The following is a 17239-nucleotide window of genomic DNA, read 5'->3' as shown; positions in this document are numbered from 1 at the left end:
AAAGTCGATCCTACGAGCAATATAAGTCATTATAAAGATTAGCCGACTAATATAAAAAACAGGGTCGGCGATGTGGAAGACTATAGTAACGCAAGGAGAGGGCGATGAACGAGATACAGCCACTAAGACAATGGGCGATAGGGGTCGCTCTTTGTCTCACGCTTACCCACAGCCCTTTAGGCATTAGCTATGCGAATGCGGATTCAGCGCCGTTACAACAGGCGTTAGCCCAGCAATTAAGCGCGGTTGAGGCGCAGCGGCTACCCGTTACTGAGTTTTATCAACTGCGCGATGGGCAGCCCGCCTGGCAGGCAGCCGTGGCGGTTGAGTCTCTGGTTGCTGCGTTGAATAGCTTGGAAACCGATGGTCTAACACCCGAGGATTACCACGCTGATACACTGATTGATGAGTTCCAGCGCAGTCAGGCAAGCAGTCAAGCCGCTCAGGCGTCGTTTGATATTAAAGCAACTCGAGCGTTGCTGCTGGCGCTGGATCATTTAGAACGCGGTAAGGTGAACCCGCGCGATGTCGAACCCCAGTGGGATGCGCCGCGCCCTGAACGTCGCTACTCACTGCTGCGTGTGGTGCATGCCGTCGATGACCGCTCGCTTGATAACGCGATCGCGCTGGCTCGGCCCTCGTCTGCTGAATATCAGCAACTGCGCGATGCCTTGAAGCAGCATTATCAGTTGGCTAACCTGGGCAGCGTGCCCTACTTGGCTGCGCGAGAAGAGTCGTTGCGGCCAGGCGATGAAGCCGACGATGTGAGCGTGCTGCGCCAGCGCCTGGCACTATGGGGAGAGGCTGAGTTACAGGTGGCGGATAGCAGCGCCTATCCATTAATCGGTGTACAAGCCGGGTCGAATCGGCGTGCCTTTGATGCACCGCTGGAAGCCGCTGTGAGGCGTTTCCAGCGCCGTCATTTGCTGCAGGAAGATGGTGTAGTGGGCGAACAAACTCGCTTGGCGTTGAACACCTCAGTGGCGTCGCGAATCGACCAGCTGCGGGTCAATTTAGAGCGCGCGCGGTGGATCCGTCCGATGCAATCTGCTGAGCCACGAGTATGGGTTGATATTGCAGGCTACCGGATGCACTACGTGCGCCCTAACGGCCAGCACTGGGACGCCCGTGTGGTGGTAGGAACCCCGCGGCGCGAGACGCCGATTATCCACTCTACGATCAGCCATTTAACCATTAATCCTTCCTGGACAATCCCGCCGACGATCATGCGCGAGGATGTGTTGCCCCAGGTGCGTGCCGATATCGACTACTTGGCGCGTAAAAACATCCAGGTGATTAGCCCCATGGGCGAACCGCTTGCTGCGGAGGAGATCGACTGGCAGCGTCCTGGCGGCGTTATGTTGCGTCAGGTAGCGGGTACAGGTAACCCGCTAGGTCGCGTCGTGGTACGGTTTCCCAACGATGACATGATCTATTTGCACGATACCCCCGCGCGTGGATTGTTCCGGCGTGATCAGCGTGCACTTAGTTCAGGCTGTATTCGGGTTGAAGGTGTGACTGAGCTGGCGCAAATGCTGCTGCAAGACACCGGCAGTCGTTATCAAATGAGTACGCTGTTAAAAGGAGGGAGTGATCGCAATGTGAGCTTATCTCAGCGTATTCCCATTGCGCTGCATTATTTGACCGCGTGGCCAAATGCCGAAGGCGAGGTGGAGTTTAGACCTGATATCTACCGCCGGGATGCAACGCTACTGGTCGCGCTGCAGCGGTCAGTCTAGACAGTTGAAAATACGTAAGCCAACGCAAAACACCGCCCAGTGGCGGTGTTTTGCGTTTGAGTACACGGTAGCTATATAGCGGTCGCTAGTCGTCGCTCTCCTGCCGATAATTAGCCACGCTAACCGGGCCTGTTTCGCCGCTTTCCAGCGCCGCCAATATGGGTGCTGCCTGATTCTGGAACGCAATAAGCGTATCGCCGCTCAAGCTGGTGTTTTCGGGCAGGGGAACCGTCATCGCATTGACCGGTGAGTTGTTGACGATGACTTCGTAGTGCAGGTGAGGGCCGGTGCTGCGGCCTGTATTGCCTGATAGCGCGATACGCTCGCCCATTGTTACACGTTCACCTTGCTTCACCAGCGGCCGGGAGAGGTGCAGGTAGCGCGTCCGGTAGCCATTGTCATGACGGATGACGACATAGCGTCCTGCGGCGCGATGGTTGCTCACTCGTTCCACAACACCGTTAGCGGGAGCCGTTACCGGCGTGCCAATCGGCATAGCAAAATCGGTACCGTTATGCGGGCTAGTGCGGCCGGTTACTGGATGCTTACGGCGAGGATTGAAGCTGGAGCTTAAACGGTAGTTGCCTTCAAACGGGTGGCGCGCAAAGGCAGGATCCAGGCTACCACCCTCAGGTGTATAGAAGTTATCGTCGCTGGCATTACGCACAACGGTTAAGTCCATGCGTTCGCCGTTGTAATGAACAGCCAATACACGGGAATCTAAAGTTTCACCATCGATCATGTCTGACTCGACCAGTACCTGAAAACGATCGCCGCGGCGGCTGTCACGCCGAAAATCGAGTTTCTTTTCGAGTAGTTTCGTCAGTTCTGTTACCGAGCCGCTGTTCAAACCTGTCGCCTGGGCGGAGCGCGCAAAGCTACCGCTGACGCTACCGGCATAGAGGCGCTGAACAGGTTCTCCTTGGCGTTCAATCGTGGTGATGGCGAAGTGGTCTGCGTCCTTCTCCAGCAGTATGCCGTCACGGGTGTTTTTCATCATGCGTAGCGACAATAAACGCCCATCTTCATCCAGCTGATAATCAAAGCTGTGCCCGGCGCGCCAATTGGTTAGCATGCGCGGGTCAGGTAAATCCTCCAGCAGAGCCATCACTTCGCTATAGCCTAGGCCTAATTCGTTTTGTGCCAGTACGGCAAAAGTTTCGCCGGATTCAACAATGTGGGTTTCCCACTCAGGTACAAAGGGCTCTTCAGCTGCCAGCTCTAAATCCAGAAAGGAGATATCATCGAATAGCTCAACGCCATAATCCTCATAAGAGGTAGCGTCGGCAATTTCGACGGAAGAGCTGTTGTCTACATTATTATCCAGCATGCCGCTAGCCAATGTGCCTAGCACAATTGCCATATGCAGCGCACCGTCATCGAGACCACCGCTTTCCAGTGCTGCGGTATTCGGTACCGTGACGTCGCCGCCCAAAGCCGGCTGGTTCGCCATGTCGGCCTCTGCGCTGGCAATGACGTCAAGATCAACGATCTCGGTTGCGGTGAGTTCACTGAGGGGGATATTTTCGCGGGTCGCGTCGAGGGCGCGCGAGGCGCGATCGATCGCATCTGCTACCGGGGTGCGTTCTTGATGCAGGGAAGGGACGCCCGGAGTAGAGTCGCTTGGGAGCGGTACTAGCACGCTTTCAAGCGGTGTGTTTAGTTGAGTTAAATCTTGGTATGTCGTCAATAACTTTTGTGTGCCCAGCACGGTGACCATTGTGGCCACGGGTAACAGTAATAATTTGTGCGTACGGGGCAGCGAATGGAGGATTCGCAACATGGGTAAATGGACCGCCGAGTTCGTGATTAAAAGTAACTATTAAGCGAATAAACCCGGAAACCATACCCCATGGAGGCAGGGGTGCATAGACTGTATATCTATACATAAAGCGTAATTAAATACAAAAATAGCACTAACAGACAGAGATTACTATTTATAAACAGCGTTTGCTAACAAATGTAACCAGTGAGGCGTGCTAACTAAATAATCTGTGTCAAATATTTTCCCGCTGGATAGAAATGACGTGCTCTTTTACCTGCGACCAGCAGTTAATCTCAAGCATTTTGTAAGCATGGGCGGAAGTGTTAGCTGTTTCCTGGCATTCTAGCCATGTTTTTTCGAACATTAAGCGCATTGTTTCGCTGTATTGCGTTGAGGAAATCGAAATGTCCCGGGTAACACTTTCACAATGGCAAATGTTGGCCGCCGTGGTTGACCACGGTGGATTTGCGCGTGCGGCAGAGGCGGTACATAAAAGCCCCTCCACGCTGAACCATGCCGTTCATAAATTAGAAGAGCAGCTAGGCGTGCAGGTGCTGGAGCCTATTGGCCGACAAGTACGGTTAACCGAAGCGGGCGAGCTGCTGCTTCGGCGCGCGCGTCAATTAATAGAGAGCGCAGCGTCACTTGAAGATGTCGCCACCCGGCTAGCCGCTGGTTTAGAAGCGGAAGTGGTAGTGGCAATCGATCAGGTGTTTCCCGCTGCTGCTCAAGCTAAAGCGCTAGAGCGATTCTCTGAAACGTACCCGCAGGTGCGCGTGCAGTTGCACGAGAGTGTTCTCAATGGCGGCATTGAGATGCTCTATGATGGCCGCGCAGACTTGGTAGTCTCCGGCATTGAGGCGCAGGGCTTCTTGGGCGAGCCGTTGGTCACGGTGCGCTTTGTTGCCGTGGCGCATCCCCAGCATGCGCTACATAAATTGGGCCGCTCGTTGGATTTGCGCGATCTAGCCCAGTATCGGCAGTTGGTGGTGCGTGATTCAGCGCTGCGCCAATCAACCAATGCTGGCTGGTTGAAAGCCGAGCAGCGTTGGACCGTCAGCCACCTCAATACCTCACTGGATATGCTAAGGCGTGGCTTGGGGTTTGCCTGGATGCCGGAAACACGAATTGCGGAGGAGTTAAACAGCGGGCAATTAAAGCCGCTGCCACTACCCGCGGGCGGTATTCGTGAAGTGCCGATTCAGATGATTTTTCGCGACCGAGACCGGGCAGGGCCAGCGGCTCATGCGATGGCCGCCGCACTGAAACAGGCCGTGGTGAGCGAATGCGCGCTGAATGATTCGACTGACTCGAATGAAAGGCCGTAAAACATCCGCTTGAGCGTTCCTGAAGCGGGCGTATGCTGAAGAAAAGAACGTAATTGTTAGCACCTCTAATGACTTTCAGGAGACGCCCAATGGGATTACTGGTAAATGGCAAGTGGCAAGACCAGTGGTATGACACTAAAAAACACGGCGGCGAATTTGTTCGTGAGTCCGCTCAGCTTCGCGACTGGGTGGGCAGCCATCCGGAGACTGACGGTGACTGCTACCCAGCGGAAAAAGAGCGTTATCATTTATATGTCTCGCTAGCCTGCCCCTGGGCGCATCGCACGCTGATTATGCGTAAGTTGAAAGGGCTAGAGCCGTTGATCGGCACGTCCCATGTTAGCCCCTTGATGCTCGACCAAGGCTGGACGTACCGTCAGGACGAAGGTGCCAGTGGCGACCCCGTTAACGGCGTCGACTACCATCACCAGCTGTATACCATGACCGACCCCCACTATACTGGGCGTGTCACCGTGCCCGTGCTATGGGACAAACAGCGCAGCGCCATCGTTAATAATGAGTCTGCAGACTTGCTACGTATTTTTAACCGTGCGTTCGATGAATTGACCGGCAACGACCTAGATTTTTACCCAGAAGATCTGCGCGGTGTCATTGATGACGTAAACGCCGATGTTTACGACCACATCAATAACGGCGTTTATAAATCAGGCTTTGCCACCGAACAGGCGGTTTATGAGAAGCACGTGAAGGCGTTGTTTGACGGTCTAGAGCGTATGGAAGCACGCTTGGCCGAGCATCGTTACTTGGCGGGGGAGTGGTTAACCGAGGCGGATATTCGTCTCTTTACCACGCTGATCCGGTTTGACGCGGTTTACTATGGCCACTTCAAATGCAATTTTAAGCGCATTGAAGATTATCCCAATCTTTCCAATTACGTGAGGGAAATCTATCAGTGGCCGGGAGTGGCGGAGACCGTCAATATGGATCACATCAAACGCCACTACTATTATAGTCACGACACGATTAACCCAACGCGAATCGTACCTGCTGGGCCCCTACTCGACCTTGAACGGTCTCACGACCGGGAGCGTTTACCGGGGCAGGGCGTGCGGCGTAAATAGATGCGTATCGCTAGCTAGCAAAAAGGGCCGCCCAGTTGGGCAGCCCTTTTTCTAATGCTGAGATTCTACTGCTAGCGTTTCGTTGCTATTAAAAACGTTGCTATTAAAAACGTTGCTATTAAAAACAATGGGGAACCGTTAGCCATTATCATCGATATCTAACGCTTCACGGGTACGCTGCCAAGCGCTTTCAGCGCCCTCTTGGGTAGTTTGCCAGGCATCGCGAGCGTTGGCTTTAGTCTGCTCCCACCACTCGTTATTGTAAGCCGGGAAGGCTTCGACTTCTTCCTGGCTGGCTTCGACCATAATGCGATGTTCTGTATCACCATCGGCGTCCGTTTCGGTTTCGAGGGTGAAGTAGTCGGTATCAACAACGATCTCGCGGCCGCCGAGGCCCAGTACTGAACCGCTTTCGATCACAATCGCGGTAATGCGCATCTCTTCATCAAACAGGATGTCATCGACGTCACCAATCTCTTCACCGGAACCGCCGGCAAAATAGACCTCTGCATCAAGAATGTCGTCGGCAGAATACATGCCCTGGGGCTCATCCTGCGCGTGAGCATTCATGGCAACGCTGCCCATAAGGGCGGTACCGATAACGGTTGTGAGGATTGTCTTACGCATAGCATCTCTCCATGTGGCTACGATAGATAATAGATCTGTGTGGCTGCAGGTACTGGAGGGGATAACATAACCAGAACCACTAGCACATTGTGTTGCTAAAAAACCGACCTACCAAAACGGAAATGGTGTAATTAAAGGGGGCTTATAAGGCTATTACTGCTTATCAGCCCAGTCATCGGCTTGACGCTCTGCTTCTTCGCGCTCTAGGCCGTACTTCTGCTGAAGCTTGCCTATCAATTGATCCTTTTTACCACCGATCTGATCCAACTCATCGTCGGTGAGCTCGCCCCAGCTTGAGCGTGCCTTACCCTTCATCTCTTTCCATTTGCCTTCAATTTGATCCGAGTTCATTGCATCGCTCCTTGAGAATAGTGAACTTGATTAGGCACTTTTTCAGGTTAGACCATATGTGCATGAGCGCAAGTCCTTGTTTCACTGTGGTGTAAGTTAAAAGTACTGGTCAGACGCCAAATGCAATGGTAGGATGCGCGCTCCTCGCATGTGTTGACCCCTCCATCACGACGGTAAGCGTTTAACTGTATAGTTATTAATGAGTAGATGTTAATAGTTATTTGTAGTGTCGCTTGCGGGAACATCTCGCCAATTGCTAGATGTTCATTGCTGTGTAGATGGCGCGCCTCCAGTATTTCACCAAACGGGTGAAATCGGCGCAGAAGGTCGCCACAACGGTTGGCCCGCTAATGCGTTGTTTGCCAACCGGATGCTAGGTGCGACCGGCGTCTCCGACTCCACTGATGGCTTTGACCGCTACGGCGGTGCCTGTTATCGATAATGACCATTCTTCATGTCGTTGTGCGATGACTGAGTCAGAGACGCTTATGATGTTTTTTGCCGGTACTTGCCGGCCTACCAAGGTGTGATTAATGACCTCGACTTCTGTCGCCTCGCCGAGCTTCGGCGATCTGGCTCTTTTGCCTGCCGTTCTGTCTGCTGTTGAATCACAGGGCTACCTCGTTCCCTCGCCGATTCAGGCACAAACTATTCCTGCGTTGCTTGAAGGCCGCGATATGCTGGGCCAGGCCCAGACGGGTACCGGCAAAACCGCAGCGTTTGCATTACCGTTACTGTCACGTTTAGAGCTGACTCGCCGTGAGCCTCAAGTGTTGGTTATGGCGCCAACCCGCGAATTGGCTCAGCAAGTAGCTGCCTCGTTTAGTAAATATGGCCAAAACCTGAAAGGTCTCGAAGTTGCGACCCTATGTGGTGGCCAAGAGTACCGTGAACAGCTGGGCGCCCTTAAGCGTGGCGCGCAAGTGGTTGTCGGTACCCCCGGCCGGATTATCGACCACCTGGATCGCGGTAGCCTGAAGCTTGATGGCCTCTCCGCCCTAGTGCTGGACGAAGCTGATGAAATGTTGCGCATGGGCTTTATCGACGACGTAAAACGCGTGGTTGCCGATACCCCGAAAGATGCTCAGCGTGTGTTCTTCTCAGCGACACTGCCCACTGAAATCGAGCGCATCGTTAACCGTTACTTGGTTAACCCAGTGAAAGTCGCGATTGAGTCGGGCACCACGACCGGCGAAAACATCGAACAGCGCATTGTGCGTGTTGATGGTGGCGCTAAGCTTGAAGCTCTTTCGCGTATTCTTGAAGTCGAGCCGGTCGATGGGGCCATCGTCTTTGTACGTACCCGTGCCGCTTGTACCACGCTCGTTGAGCAGTTGACTGCTCGTGGCGTTAACGCTGCTGGCCTGTCCGGTGATCTCGATCAGAGCCTGCGTGAGCGTACTATTACGCGCTTGAAGCGTGGCAAAGTCGACGTACTGATCGCTACCGATGTAGCTGCCCGTGGTCTTGACGTGTCGCGTATCACTCACGTTATCAACTACGATCTGCCTCAAGATGCAGAGGCTTATACGCACCGTATTGGCCGTACCGGTCGTGCGGGCCGTAGCGGTATCGCGATTACCTTTGCTGGCTTCCGTGAAGGCCGCAAAGTGGGCTGGATGGAGCAGGCAACCGGTCAGAAAATGACCGAAATGCCGCTACCTGATGAAGCCGCTATTCGTGCCCATCGCGATGACGTCTTCTATCAGCGTGTTATCGCCTCCTTAACGAAGGGCGCCGAAGAGCAGCGTGCGCTGATTGAGCGTCTGATCGAAGAAGGCCATGACCCGATCGAGCTGACTTGTGCGTTTGCCGCTATGGCGCGTGCTGACGAAGCGCCGATCGGTCGCCTTCAGGCGCCGCGCAAAGAGAAGCCCTCGCGTGATGGAGCGTCTGGCGGTAAGCCGGGAGCACGCCGCGAACGCACTGGTGCACCAACTGAAGGTATGACGCGCTACCGCGTATCGGTTGGTCATAAAGATGGCGTCAAGCCTGGCCAACTAGTTGGTGCCCTCGCCAACGAAGGCGGCATTGAAGGCGCGCGTATCGGTCGTATCGATATTCGCAACGCTTTCTCTGTGGTCGAACTGCCGAGCGGCTTGCCCTCGACGATTCTGACCAAGATGGCCCGTGCCCGTGTGGCCGGTCGTCCGTTGGAAATCAGCGAAGACAGCGCACCGGCAGAGCGTGCACCGCGCCGCCGTCGCGACGAAGGCGATGCGCCGGTTCGTCGTCGCGAACGCGCCTAAGTCTTCACCACTATAAGGATTAATCAGCTGCCGCCAAGCGGCAACTGAGAAGATCTCGACGCCCTCGTACCGTTACTGGTGCGAGGGCGTTTTTTTGCTACCTTATTCACCATTAACCGTTTCAAGGAGGAAACCATGTCCGCACCACTACACGAATGGAATCTGGCACCCAAGGAAGCGATGGCGCTGCAGTTGCAGTTGGCGAGGCGATTGGAACTTACTGATCGCCTAGCGCCGATAACGCATATCGCCGGGGTGGATATTGGCTTCGAAGAGGGCGGCGAAATCACTCGGGCAGCGGTGGTGGTATTGAAATGGGATCCTGCCACCGCACCCGATTTAAGCGTGGTGGAACAGGTCGTTCATCGCGAGCCCACCCGAATGCCGTATATCCCCGGCTTGCTTTCGTTTCGAGAAATCCCCGCCGCGCTAGGCGCGTTTGAAAAACTCAGCGTGATGCCTGAACTGGTGATGGTCGACGGCCAGGGGATTGCACACCCACGCCGGTTAGGCGTGGCGGCTCACCTAGGGCTATGGCTCGATCTACCTACCATCGGTATTGCCAAGTCACGCCTATATGGCCAACACGCCGAGGTGGGCGAGCAGCGCGGCGACTGGGTGCCACTCTCCGCGGGGCAGGAAACCATTGGTGCCGTTTTGCGTTCCCGCACCAAGGTCAAGCCCGTGTACGTATCACCTGGCCACCGGATCACTTTAGAAACCTCGCTGGCCTGGGTGTTGCGCTGCTTGGGGCGTACCAAGCTACCTGAGCCAACGCGGCTGGCAGATCGGCTGGCCTCACGGCGTGATCTGCGTAAGTAGCTTTCGATTGCCGATGGCTAAGGGCTATACAAACGCCAAAAAACGTCGCAGTAGGCTGGAGGCCTCTTGGCAGTCAGTAATATTCGCCAGCAGGGTGTCGGGCTCTTCGCCTTGGTCGCGTAGGGCGGCGCGTTGGCGTTCAAGGTAGGCACGCATCACCGGCGCCGTAAATTCCGGGTGAAACTGCACGCTCCACTGGCGCGGGCCGTAGCGCAGCGCCTGATGGGCGTCGTGGCTGTTATGGGCCAGCACCGTGCAACCTTGGGGCGTCTGCATCACCGACTGGGCATGGGTCAGGTGGGCGGCAAAGCTTTCCGGTAGTTGGCTAAACAGCGGGTCTTGCTGGCCCGCTTGGGTGAGTCGCACGGAGCGCGTGCCCGATTCGCGGCCAGCCGGGTGGTAGTCACTCATGCCACCAAAAGCGGCGGCCATTAACTGGTGGCCATAGCAAACGCCTAGCATGGGAATGTCGTTTGCCAGCACCTCCTTCAGCCACGGCTTCAGTGCTTCGCTCCAGGGTTCCGCCTCACTGACCATACTGTGCGAACCTGTAATCACAATACCCGCGAGTGTATTAAGTTCAGGAGCGCTGGGTTGGCGGGTTGCATCCCACACCTGTAGTTCTAAATGCGCGGGCAGCGCGGTGCTAAGCTGCTTTATAAATAGCGTTTCAAAATCACCGTGCTGGTCGACGACTTCCGGAAAAGCGTCGCCGGTTTTAACGATCAATACACAGGCCATATCACTCCCTCAGTATGATGAAACGCAAACATTGAACAAAGGCCTTTCAGGAAGAGCGCAAAGGCGTGAAGATAGCCTACCATGGCTGCTTAAATGGTAAGAACGCATTAATTATGAACATCATAAGGAGACAATAATGCAACAGGTTACCCGCGCAGGCGAACCGCTGGATGTGGCTGGCACATTGCCAGCAAAAGGGCAGGCGGCACCGGCGATGACGCTGACCAACACCGATCTGCAAGACGTTACGCTCGATACGTACGCAGGAAAGCGTAAAGTGCTCAATATCATCCCCAGTGTGGATACGCCCACTTGTGCCATGTCCACGCGTCACTTTAACGAGCTGGCGTCTAACCTTGCCGACACCGTGGTATTGGTCGTCTCCGCGGACTTACCCTTTGCGGCCAAACGCTTTTGTGGCGCGGAAGGGTTGGATAACGTCGAAACACTGTCTACTTTTCGCCACCCCGAGTTTCGCGAAGCCTGGGGCGTAGCGCTGTGCAACAACTCCATGGAAGGTCTTTGCGCCCGTGCAGTCGTCGTACTGGATACCGATAACCGGGTGCTGCACAGCGAGCTGGTGAGCGAGTTGAAGAACGAGCCTGATTATGATGCTGCTTTGGCGGTGCTGAGCTAGCTCGTATGCCGTGTAGCATACCGCTCTGACGCCCTCACCAGCGCGCGAATCAAGCGCTGCTGGGGGCGATTGAAAATCAGCCACTCCGGGTGCCACTGCACGCCAATCAAGAAGTCGTGCTCCGGTGACTCAATGCCCTGCACTAGGCCATCCCGGTCGCGTGCAACGATTTCAATCCCTCTGCCTGCCTGATAAACGGCTTGATGATGCAGGCTGTTAACCCGACACCAGGTAACTCCTAGCAGGCGATGCAACTTACTTGCCCCCACGATATCAACGGTTTTTCGCGGCAGAACGGTGCGTCGCCGTTTTAACCCTTCGTGGGTGGTGTAGATATCGGGATCCAGTGTGCCACCAAGGTGCACGTTGATTAATTGTGCCCCTCGGCAAATACCCAGCACTGGTGTATGCAGCGGAATAAAACGTTCAAGCAGGGCTAGCTCCAGCTCATCCCTTGCAGGGTCTAAACGAACATCTAATTGTACTTCGCCACCGTAGAGGTGGGCCTGAATATCGTCGCCGCCGCCAATGATCAAGCCGTCCAGGCTTTCCGGCTGCGGGCGCGAAGGCGATAACCGCAACGGTTTGCCGCCATGCCGCCAGACGGCGAACCAATCAAACCACCACGCTAAGTGGCTTTTTTGGTCAGAGGTAGTAATTCCGATAAGCGGCCGAGTCATGTGGATAGTTACTCACTGTGACAGGAAATGAAGAATGCTAAACGGGTTTTATATAGCTGGGCTCTACAACACAATCAGTGTTCGCGGCGAAGCAAACGAACTAGTTTTTCTTTTACGCGGGTCAGCATCGGTCGGTTATGGTCGGCGATATATTCAGCGCAGCGAGCGAGTAACACCTCAGAATTAGCGGCAAGTTTCTCGACTTCCACCCAGCGATTCCACTCGGTCACTGAGCCCCACCCCGGCTGGGAAAGCTGAGCGTTGGGTAAGCGGTAGTGAAAGGTGGGGCGCGGCTTGGTAAGCTGCGTATGCAGCAATTCATGAGAGTGGTCGGGGCGTAGATAGGCAAATAGCGGCAGCATATCCAGCTCGCGATTGCGCGTGGGATTATGGTGCAAGTAGTCGTCAATTAACGTGTCGAGATCAGGCGAATAGTGGCTATCCAGTATTTTTAACGCATAGGCTTTGTGAAATGGATTCGCGTGGGGCAGCATCTCACGGGTAATATCGACTTTAATTTCGTCGCGCAGCCAGCCAGCTAGCAGCAGGTACGCACGCAGCATGGCTAGCAAATAGTCAACATCGAAACGCTCCGCTTCAGGGTTTAGGTGTAAGCCGAACCCATACAGCAGGCTGGCATCGGTGCCCTTAGCGCCATGCTCTCGTAGTGTCTCGAACAGCGCGTCTAAATCTTCCAGCTCATTCCAAGGTATCGGTGGGCAAACGATTTCGGTAGGCACCAGGCCTGTGACCATGTCGCCAATCAGCTCGCGGGTTTTGTGATGGAACTCGACCCGGCGTTGATGCTGATGGCGCGCCCACTCGCTATCTTCTGGGTGAGGGTCGTCGGCCAGCGATTTGTCGGGATGCGCGTATTGGGTGTCGAGCTCGATACCAAATTCTCCCCAGCGGGTATCCTCAACGAGTAGCCGATGGGGGCTTACCACGTTAAGCTCCCCGCCAAACAGTTCACGTACGATCATCGCCGTGTCTCGGGGCGGCAGGCCAGCGAACTCGATTTCAATGCCAACGTGCCGGATTTTCCCCTGGCTGTTTAAGCGGTTAGGTGGAGCTTGTAGCGTCATCTCGGCGTCCTTGAGGTGAACGTTTAAGTCTTCAGCCTATCATAGTCACGCGTTGAGACTGAGCGTATTAATAGCGGCGGCAAATGATAAGCAGGACGCCATCTAAGCTAATTTTCAGGAGTAAGGCGTGCGACAGCACTGGTTAATCAATTCGTTAATAGGTTTTGTCTTGTTTGTATTGGCAAGCCTAGCAATGACGAGCATGGCAATCACTCAAGCCCAGGCGCAAACGGTGTCGCTGCCCGGCCTGAGCAGCGGTTCCGAAGAGGAAAGCGCTGACGTTAGCGGTGAAGAGTTTCAGAAGTCGCTCACTGACGTCATCACCATGCTTGAAAACGAAGAGCGGCGCACAGAGTTGCTTAAATCGCTACGCGAATTGCAAGTAACCGCAGACGCTGCCAGCGCAGATGAGGGCGTAGTACGCCAGGGATTACTGGGTGCTCTCGCCGATACCTTAAGTGACCTGGGTGATCAGGCCCAGGCGGGGGATTCGCCGGTTGATCAGTGGTCACGCCAGCTGGTTCAGGGCGTAGATGATTTGCGCGCGCTTAACGATGATGCCGACCAGGGGGAGGCGATTCGAGCGGTTGCCGAAGGGGCGGTGCTGGCCTTGGTTTGGGGCGTACTGTTGGTGCTGATGATTGCCTTTGGGCGCATGATCGCTACCCGGCGTGAGTGGCCGTTGGATCTGCCTCGGGATCCCAAGGGCTGGCTGATGGCAGTGCACTTTTTGCGCCGGATGCTGCCCTGGGCACTGTCGTTTGCCATTACCTTGGGGATTGGCCAGGTGCTGCCCGATAGCCCTGGGCGTACGCTGGTATTGGTAGTGGCCTATATCTGCCTGTGTGGCAGGGCGCTATCGGTGGTGTTTGAAACAGTCATCGCGTTCTTTAGCCGTGGCCATCGTTTTACTGCGGTTCAACTGCTTCAACAGCGTGCGCTGCGCGGGCTGTTTGTGATTGGTGCTTTGATTGCGCTTGGCGACGCGGTCAACTCCACTCGTCTCGTTGAAATGCTGGGTAGCGAGCTGTCGAGCCTAGCCTCTGTGCTTTCCAATATGCTCGCGGCGTTGCTTGCAGCGCGGTTTATTCTCAAGTTTAAGCGCCCCGTGCGCCACCTGATTTGCAACCGGCCCTTCAAGCAGCGGCGTGACGCCAGCACCGCGGTCGAAATGATTCGCTCCCTGGGGGGGCTATGGCACATACCCGCGCTGCTGTTGGTGAGCGGTTCGCTGCTGGCGATTTTTATCACCGTGGGCGATGTGGGCACTGCTCTGGCGCGCTCGATTATTTCCGCCAGCCTGCTGGTACTGACACTGGTAGTCACCGGGTTGCTGCGCCGCCAAGCGGAACGGATGGGCAAGCGTCGCCACCGCCGCCGTTATAGCCAATATCGCAAACGTTTAGAGCGCTTCGGCTTCGTGTTGGCGCACATCTGCTCGTGGATGGTGTTTGCCGAACTCTCAATGCAGGTGTGGGGCAGTTCGTTCTTCGGTTTGGGCCAACAAGCCGTGGCCAGCGCGCGGATTGGCCAAGCGCTGGTTAGCTTGGGGGCCACGGTGTTGCTTGCATGGCTGGTATGGATATTTGCCGATACCGCCATTCAGCGAGCGCTAACATCGTCAGCCCGTTCACGTGGGCGGCGGGTCAATCAGGCCCGGGCGCAAACCATCACGCCGATGATCCGCAACGTCATCTTTGTAACAATTCTGATTATTGCCGTTATCGCCGGGTTGGCTAATTTGGGTGTCAACGTCACACCGCTGCTGGCGGGTGCTGGTGTGATCGGTCTGGCGATCGGTTTTGGTGCGCAAACGTTAGTGCAGGATTTGATTACCGGTATTTTTATCTTGATCGAAGATTCGTTAGCGGTCGATGACTTCGTGCAGATCAATAACCATATGGGCACGGTCGAGGGGCTGACGCTGCGCACTGTGCGGCTACGCGATTTGGATGGCATTGTGCACATCATCACCTTTAGCCGCATTGAGTCGATTCATAACATGTCCCGCCAGTTCGGCATCGCGCTGATGCGAATACGCATTCCGTTTGATATGAAAATCGACGATGCGATTACGCTGATGCAGGAGACTGCCCAGGAGCTGCGCCGTGATCCGATGATGCGCCACTACATCTGGTCGCCGCTGGAGATGCAGGGCGTTCAGGGTTTTGAAGATGGCTGCCCCATTTTACGCATGCGCTTTCGCACCGCGCCGGAGATGCAGTGGGATGTCTCGCGGGCGTTTAACCTGTTGCTGAAGCAGCGTATGGAAGCTCAAGAGATTGACCTGGGCGTGCCGCGTCTTAGTGTCAGTATGGAAGCACGCGCTGAAGACCGCATGGAGGCGACCGCGGGTACTTCATTCTCTTTAGAAGAGGGCTCGCAAGAACAAGCTGGGCAAGAAAACACTTCGCCTGAGAGTGAACAAGGCAAGCATAGCGCGACGCAAGCAAGTGACTTCAACCCACAGGAGCATAAGAAACCAACACCTCCGAAGCCCGCGCCGCGTCCGACAAAAGCTGAGATTCGCCAGGATGAACAGGCACGCAGGCACGATAATACGAATAATCGTGCTGCGTCACATCGGCAAAAGCCCCAGGCACAGGGCAAGCCCCAGAGCGATTCCTATGCCAGCCCCGGTGGCGAACACGGCGATGAGTAACCACGGGCCCCGCCAGCGGCGCCAACGGTTGTACAACGAGACCGCGTGGCTAACGCGGTCGACCAGTTCGTCGTGACGGGAAATGGCGTGATCCGGCGGCAGCGAAAAGTCGTTGGCGACATCGCCCTGCCAGTGGGCGCCGTGGCTGAGCCCCAGGCGCGCTCGTAGCTTACCGATATCGCTGACGGTGTCGTGCAGCGTATCGTAGGTTTCGCGGCGTTCGGCAACCGCGAACACCGCCTCGGCATCCTGGCGTAGCGCGCTATGCTGGCAGCTAGCCACGGCTTGGCTGATTTCTTGTTCGTTGGCCTCGGGGGAAACCGCGAGGCGCTGGTACAAATCGCGCATAGGGTCAATTTATTCTCATGGGCCAGTGCATCCTGCGAAACGTCTAGCGTTACATGGTCTTAGTAAGTTTGCATCAAATAATCATAGGCGTTTTTAATACGCTGAAACCGCGCTGAGGCCAAGGCGACCTGTTGTTCACTTTCCGAATAGAAGCGGTCTGGATGGTGGAGCTGCGCCATCCGCCGATAGGCGTGGCGAACCTCTACCCGGGTGGCACCTGGGGTAAGTCCTAGCACCGAAAGCGCCCGAGTGGTGCGATCGGGCGGCGGTGAGGCGCGCTGCTGGCGATGCTCTTGTTGGCGATGCTGGTGACGAGAATCTTGCTGGCGAGAGCGGCGCCGTTCGCGCTCGGCCTGTTCGCGCTGCTGTTGTTGCCGTTGCCGTTCCTGCTCCTGTTGGCGCGTCTGTTCACGCTGGCGCTGCTGTTCCTGTTCGCGGGCTTGGCGAGCCTGCTCCTGGCGTTGCTGTTTCTCCTGCTGTTTTTGTTGCTTCTGCTGGTGGCGTCGCTCTTTCTGTTGCTGCTGCTGTTTGGCCCGAGCATTGGCCTGTTGGTGGTACTGCTCAGCGGCCTCGGCTTCGCGTGCTTTTCGGGCATGATAATCTGGGTCGTGTGCCTGCCAGTAAGCATCACGGCTGGGGTCTTCGGGTGTGGCAAGGGGTGTGCCGGTGAGCTCTTTAAACAGAGTATTCAAGGTCATTGGTGCGATACTTAGCAGGTCGGCCAAAAAACGCAAAATATAGTGGTTGGCCAGGGACAGCTCGCCGTCGTCAGTGGCGACGGTAATCGCTTGATGAATAACGCTCAGGCTGCGTTCTGTGCCGCATTCTTTGCGAACCACCTCGGCAGCTAGTTGGATCGCTTGCAAGTCTTGGCTACGGGCAATACTCATTACTGGCCCCAGCTCATGCCCGTGGCGAAACTGTGCGGTCACCTGAGCCAGGCGGCGGCGCCGCTGCCCCTCTGAAACATGTTGACGGTGCACCAGCACCCAGGCCAACAGCAGCAGGGTTGCCGTATCCACTTGGCTGCGGCTCTTTAATAGCAGCAGCTCAAAGGGTGAAAAACGGGCAATGGACATTTCCTAGCTCCATAGGTGAAGAGGTGAGCAGAGGGGTGGCTTTA

General features: G+C 55.6%; 16 protein-coding genes. 8 read left to right on the top strand and 8 right to left on the bottom strand.

Annotation, left to right across the window (positions count from 1 at the left end; all coding sequences use genetic code 11):
- The first annotated feature begins 104 nt into the window (after positions 1–104).
- Positions 105–1739 carry a L,D-transpeptidase family protein gene (locus HALA3H3_RS01760; protein ID WP_022520663.1) on the top strand — a complete coding sequence of 545 codons (1635 nt, stop codon included), beginning with the start codon at positions 105–107 and terminating at the stop codon, positions 1737–1739.
- Between the two features lie 85 nt (positions 1740–1824).
- Here the strand turns inward: HALA3H3_RS01760 and HALA3H3_RS01755 are convergent, their stop codons facing one another.
- A complete protein-coding gene (locus HALA3H3_RS01755) occupies positions 1825–3522 on the bottom strand; it encodes a peptidoglycan DD-metalloendopeptidase family protein (protein ID WP_022520662.1) in 1698 nt (565 codons plus the stop codon).
- A gap of 386 nt (positions 3523–3908) precedes the next feature.
- On the opposite strand from HALA3H3_RS01755, the gene HALA3H3_RS01750 reads away from it, so the two are divergent.
- A complete protein-coding gene (locus HALA3H3_RS01750) occupies positions 3909–4832 on the top strand; it encodes a LysR family transcriptional regulator (protein WP_022520661.1) in 924 nt (307 codons plus the stop codon).
- An 89-nt stretch (positions 4833–4921) separates the two neighbouring features.
- The gene (locus HALA3H3_RS01745) at positions 4922–5914 is read left to right on the top strand and encodes a glutathione S-transferase family protein (RefSeq protein ID WP_022520660.1); all 993 of its coding nucleotides are present in this window, start codon (positions 4922–4924) and stop codon (positions 5912–5914) included.
- Positions 5915–6052: 138 nt separating this feature from the next.
- Here HALA3H3_RS01745 and HALA3H3_RS01740 read toward each other — a convergent pair whose 3' ends face one another.
- Together HALA3H3_RS01740 and HALA3H3_RS01735 are read right to left on the bottom strand one after the other, a co-directional pair.
- Positions 6053–6541, bottom strand: a complete 489-nt coding sequence (locus HALA3H3_RS01740) for a PRC-barrel domain-containing protein (RefSeq protein WP_022520659.1) — start codon at positions 6539–6541, stop codon at positions 6053–6055.
- A gap of 153 nt (positions 6542–6694) precedes the next feature.
- Entirely contained in the window at positions 6695–6892 is a 198-nt protein-coding gene (locus HALA3H3_RS01735) for a CsbD family protein (RefSeq protein WP_022520658.1), read from the bottom strand.
- 253 nt (positions 6893–7145) lie between these two features.
- Here HALA3H3_RS01735 and HALA3H3_RS25905 point away from each other — a divergent pair, with 253 nt between their 5' ends.
- From HALA3H3_RS25905 to nfi, 3 genes are all read left to right on the top strand, one after another.
- Positions 7146–7334: a hypothetical protein gene (locus tag HALA3H3_RS25905; RefSeq protein ID WP_039859330.1), complete on the top strand. Its 189-nt coding sequence runs from the start codon at positions 7146–7148 to the stop codon at positions 7332–7334.
- Between the two features lie 91 nt (positions 7335–7425).
- On the top strand, positions 7426–9141 hold the full coding sequence (locus HALA3H3_RS01730; protein ID WP_009287184.1) for a DEAD/DEAH box helicase: 1716 nt from the start codon (positions 7426–7428) through the stop codon (positions 9139–9141).
- Positions 9142–9276: 135 nt separating this feature from the next.
- Positions 9277–9963 (top strand): deoxyribonuclease V, encoded by a 687-nt coding sequence (gene nfi / locus HALA3H3_RS01725; RefSeq protein ID WP_022520656.1) that lies wholly within the window; start codon positions 9277–9279, stop codon positions 9961–9963.
- A 24-nt stretch (positions 9964–9987) separates the two neighbouring features.
- Here the strand turns inward: nfi and HALA3H3_RS01720 are convergent, their stop codons facing one another.
- Complete coding sequence (locus tag HALA3H3_RS01720; RefSeq protein ID WP_022520655.1) at positions 9988–10704, bottom strand: glutamine amidotransferase; 717 nt, start codon at positions 10702–10704, stop codon at positions 9988–9990.
- A gap of 136 nt (positions 10705–10840) precedes the next feature.
- Between HALA3H3_RS01720 and tpx the strand changes: the two genes are divergently transcribed.
- Positions 10841–11341, top strand: a complete 501-nt coding sequence (gene tpx, locus HALA3H3_RS01715) for a thiol peroxidase (RefSeq protein ID WP_022520654.1) — start codon at positions 10841–10843, stop codon at positions 11339–11341.
- Here the strand turns inward: tpx and HALA3H3_RS01710 are convergent.
- Positions 11338–12021 carry a gamma-glutamyl-gamma-aminobutyrate hydrolase family protein gene (locus HALA3H3_RS01710; RefSeq protein ID WP_022520653.1) on the bottom strand — a complete coding sequence of 228 codons (684 nt, stop codon included), beginning with the start codon at positions 12019–12021 and terminating at the stop codon, positions 11338–11340. The genes tpx and HALA3H3_RS01710 overlap by 4 nt on opposite strands.
- Positions 12022–12095: 74 nt before the next feature.
- Positions 12096–13106: an amidoligase family protein gene (locus HALA3H3_RS01705; protein WP_009287187.1), complete on the bottom strand. Its 1011-nt coding sequence runs from the start codon at positions 13104–13106 to the stop codon at positions 12096–12098.
- Positions 13107–13233: 127 nt separating this feature from the next.
- Here HALA3H3_RS01705 and HALA3H3_RS01700 point away from each other — a divergent pair, with 127 nt between their 5' ends.
- Positions 13234–15768 carry a mechanosensitive ion channel family protein gene (locus HALA3H3_RS01700; RefSeq protein WP_022520652.1) on the top strand — a complete coding sequence of 845 codons (2535 nt, stop codon included), beginning with the start codon at positions 13234–13236 and terminating at the stop codon, positions 15766–15768.
- On the opposite strand, the gene HALA3H3_RS01695 is transcribed toward HALA3H3_RS01700, so the two are convergent.
- Together HALA3H3_RS01695 and HALA3H3_RS01690 are read right to left on the bottom strand one after the other, a co-directional pair.
- Positions 15685–16116, bottom strand: coding sequence for a hypothetical protein (locus HALA3H3_RS01695; protein ID WP_022520651.1), 432 nt, complete (start codon positions 16114–16116; stop codon positions 15685–15687). The genes HALA3H3_RS01700 and HALA3H3_RS01695 overlap by 84 nt on opposite strands.
- A gap of 59 nt (positions 16117–16175) precedes the next feature.
- Complete coding sequence (locus HALA3H3_RS01690; protein ID WP_022520650.1) at positions 16176–17195, bottom strand: J domain-containing protein; 1020 nt, start codon at positions 17193–17195, stop codon at positions 16176–16178.
- Positions 17196–17239 lie beyond the last annotated feature (44 nt).

Source organism: Halomonas sp. A3H3, from assembly GCF_000982975.1.
Classification (GTDB): Bacteria; Pseudomonadota; Gammaproteobacteria; order Pseudomonadales; family Halomonadaceae; genus Vreelandella; species Vreelandella titanicae.
This window is presented reverse-complemented; position numbering and strand designations above follow the sequence as displayed.

Excerpts from the sequence above, each read along its gene's own strand:
- HALA3H3_RS01760 (WP_022520663.1), top strand. The coding sequence starts at position 105 with ATGAACGAGATACAGCCACTAAGACAATGGGCGATAGGGGTCGCTCTT.
- HALA3H3_RS01755 (WP_022520662.1), bottom strand. The coding sequence starts at position 3,522 with ATGTTGCGAATCCTCCATTCGCTGCCCCGTACGCACAAATTATTACTG.
- HALA3H3_RS01750 (WP_022520661.1), top strand. The coding sequence starts at position 3,909 with ATGTCCCGGGTAACACTTTCACAATGGCAAATGTTGGCCGCCGTGGTT.
- HALA3H3_RS01745 (WP_022520660.1), top strand. The coding sequence starts at position 4,922 with ATGGGATTACTGGTAAATGGCAAGTGGCAAGACCAGTGGTATGACACT.
- HALA3H3_RS01740 (WP_022520659.1), bottom strand. The coding sequence starts at position 6,541 with ATGCGTAAGACAATCCTCACAACCGTTATCGGTACCGCCCTTATGGGC.
- HALA3H3_RS01735 (WP_022520658.1), bottom strand. The coding sequence starts at position 6,892 with ATGAACTCGGATCAAATTGAAGGCAAATGGAAAGAGATGAAGGGTAAG.
- HALA3H3_RS01730 (WP_009287184.1), top strand. The coding sequence starts at position 7,426 with ATGACCTCGACTTCTGTCGCCTCGCCGAGCTTCGGCGATCTGGCTCTT.
- nfi (WP_022520656.1), top strand. The coding sequence starts at position 9,277 with ATGTCCGCACCACTACACGAATGGAATCTGGCACCCAAGGAAGCGATG.
- HALA3H3_RS01720 (WP_022520655.1), bottom strand. The coding sequence starts at position 10,704 with ATGGCCTGTGTATTGATCGTTAAAACCGGCGACGCTTTTCCGGAAGTC.
- tpx (WP_022520654.1), top strand. The coding sequence starts at position 10,841 with ATGCAACAGGTTACCCGCGCAGGCGAACCGCTGGATGTGGCTGGCACA.
- HALA3H3_RS01710 (WP_022520653.1), bottom strand. The coding sequence starts at position 12,021 with ATGACTCGGCCGCTTATCGGAATTACTACCTCTGACCAAAAAAGCCAC.
- HALA3H3_RS01705 (WP_009287187.1), bottom strand. The coding sequence starts at position 13,106 with ATGACGCTACAAGCTCCACCTAACCGCTTAAACAGCCAGGGGAAAATC.
- HALA3H3_RS01695 (WP_022520651.1), bottom strand. The coding sequence starts at position 16,116 with ATGCGCGATTTGTACCAGCGCCTCGCGGTTTCCCCCGAGGCCAACGAA.
- HALA3H3_RS01690 (WP_022520650.1), bottom strand. The coding sequence starts at position 17,195 with ATGTCCATTGCCCGTTTTTCACCCTTTGAGCTGCTGCTATTAAAGAGC.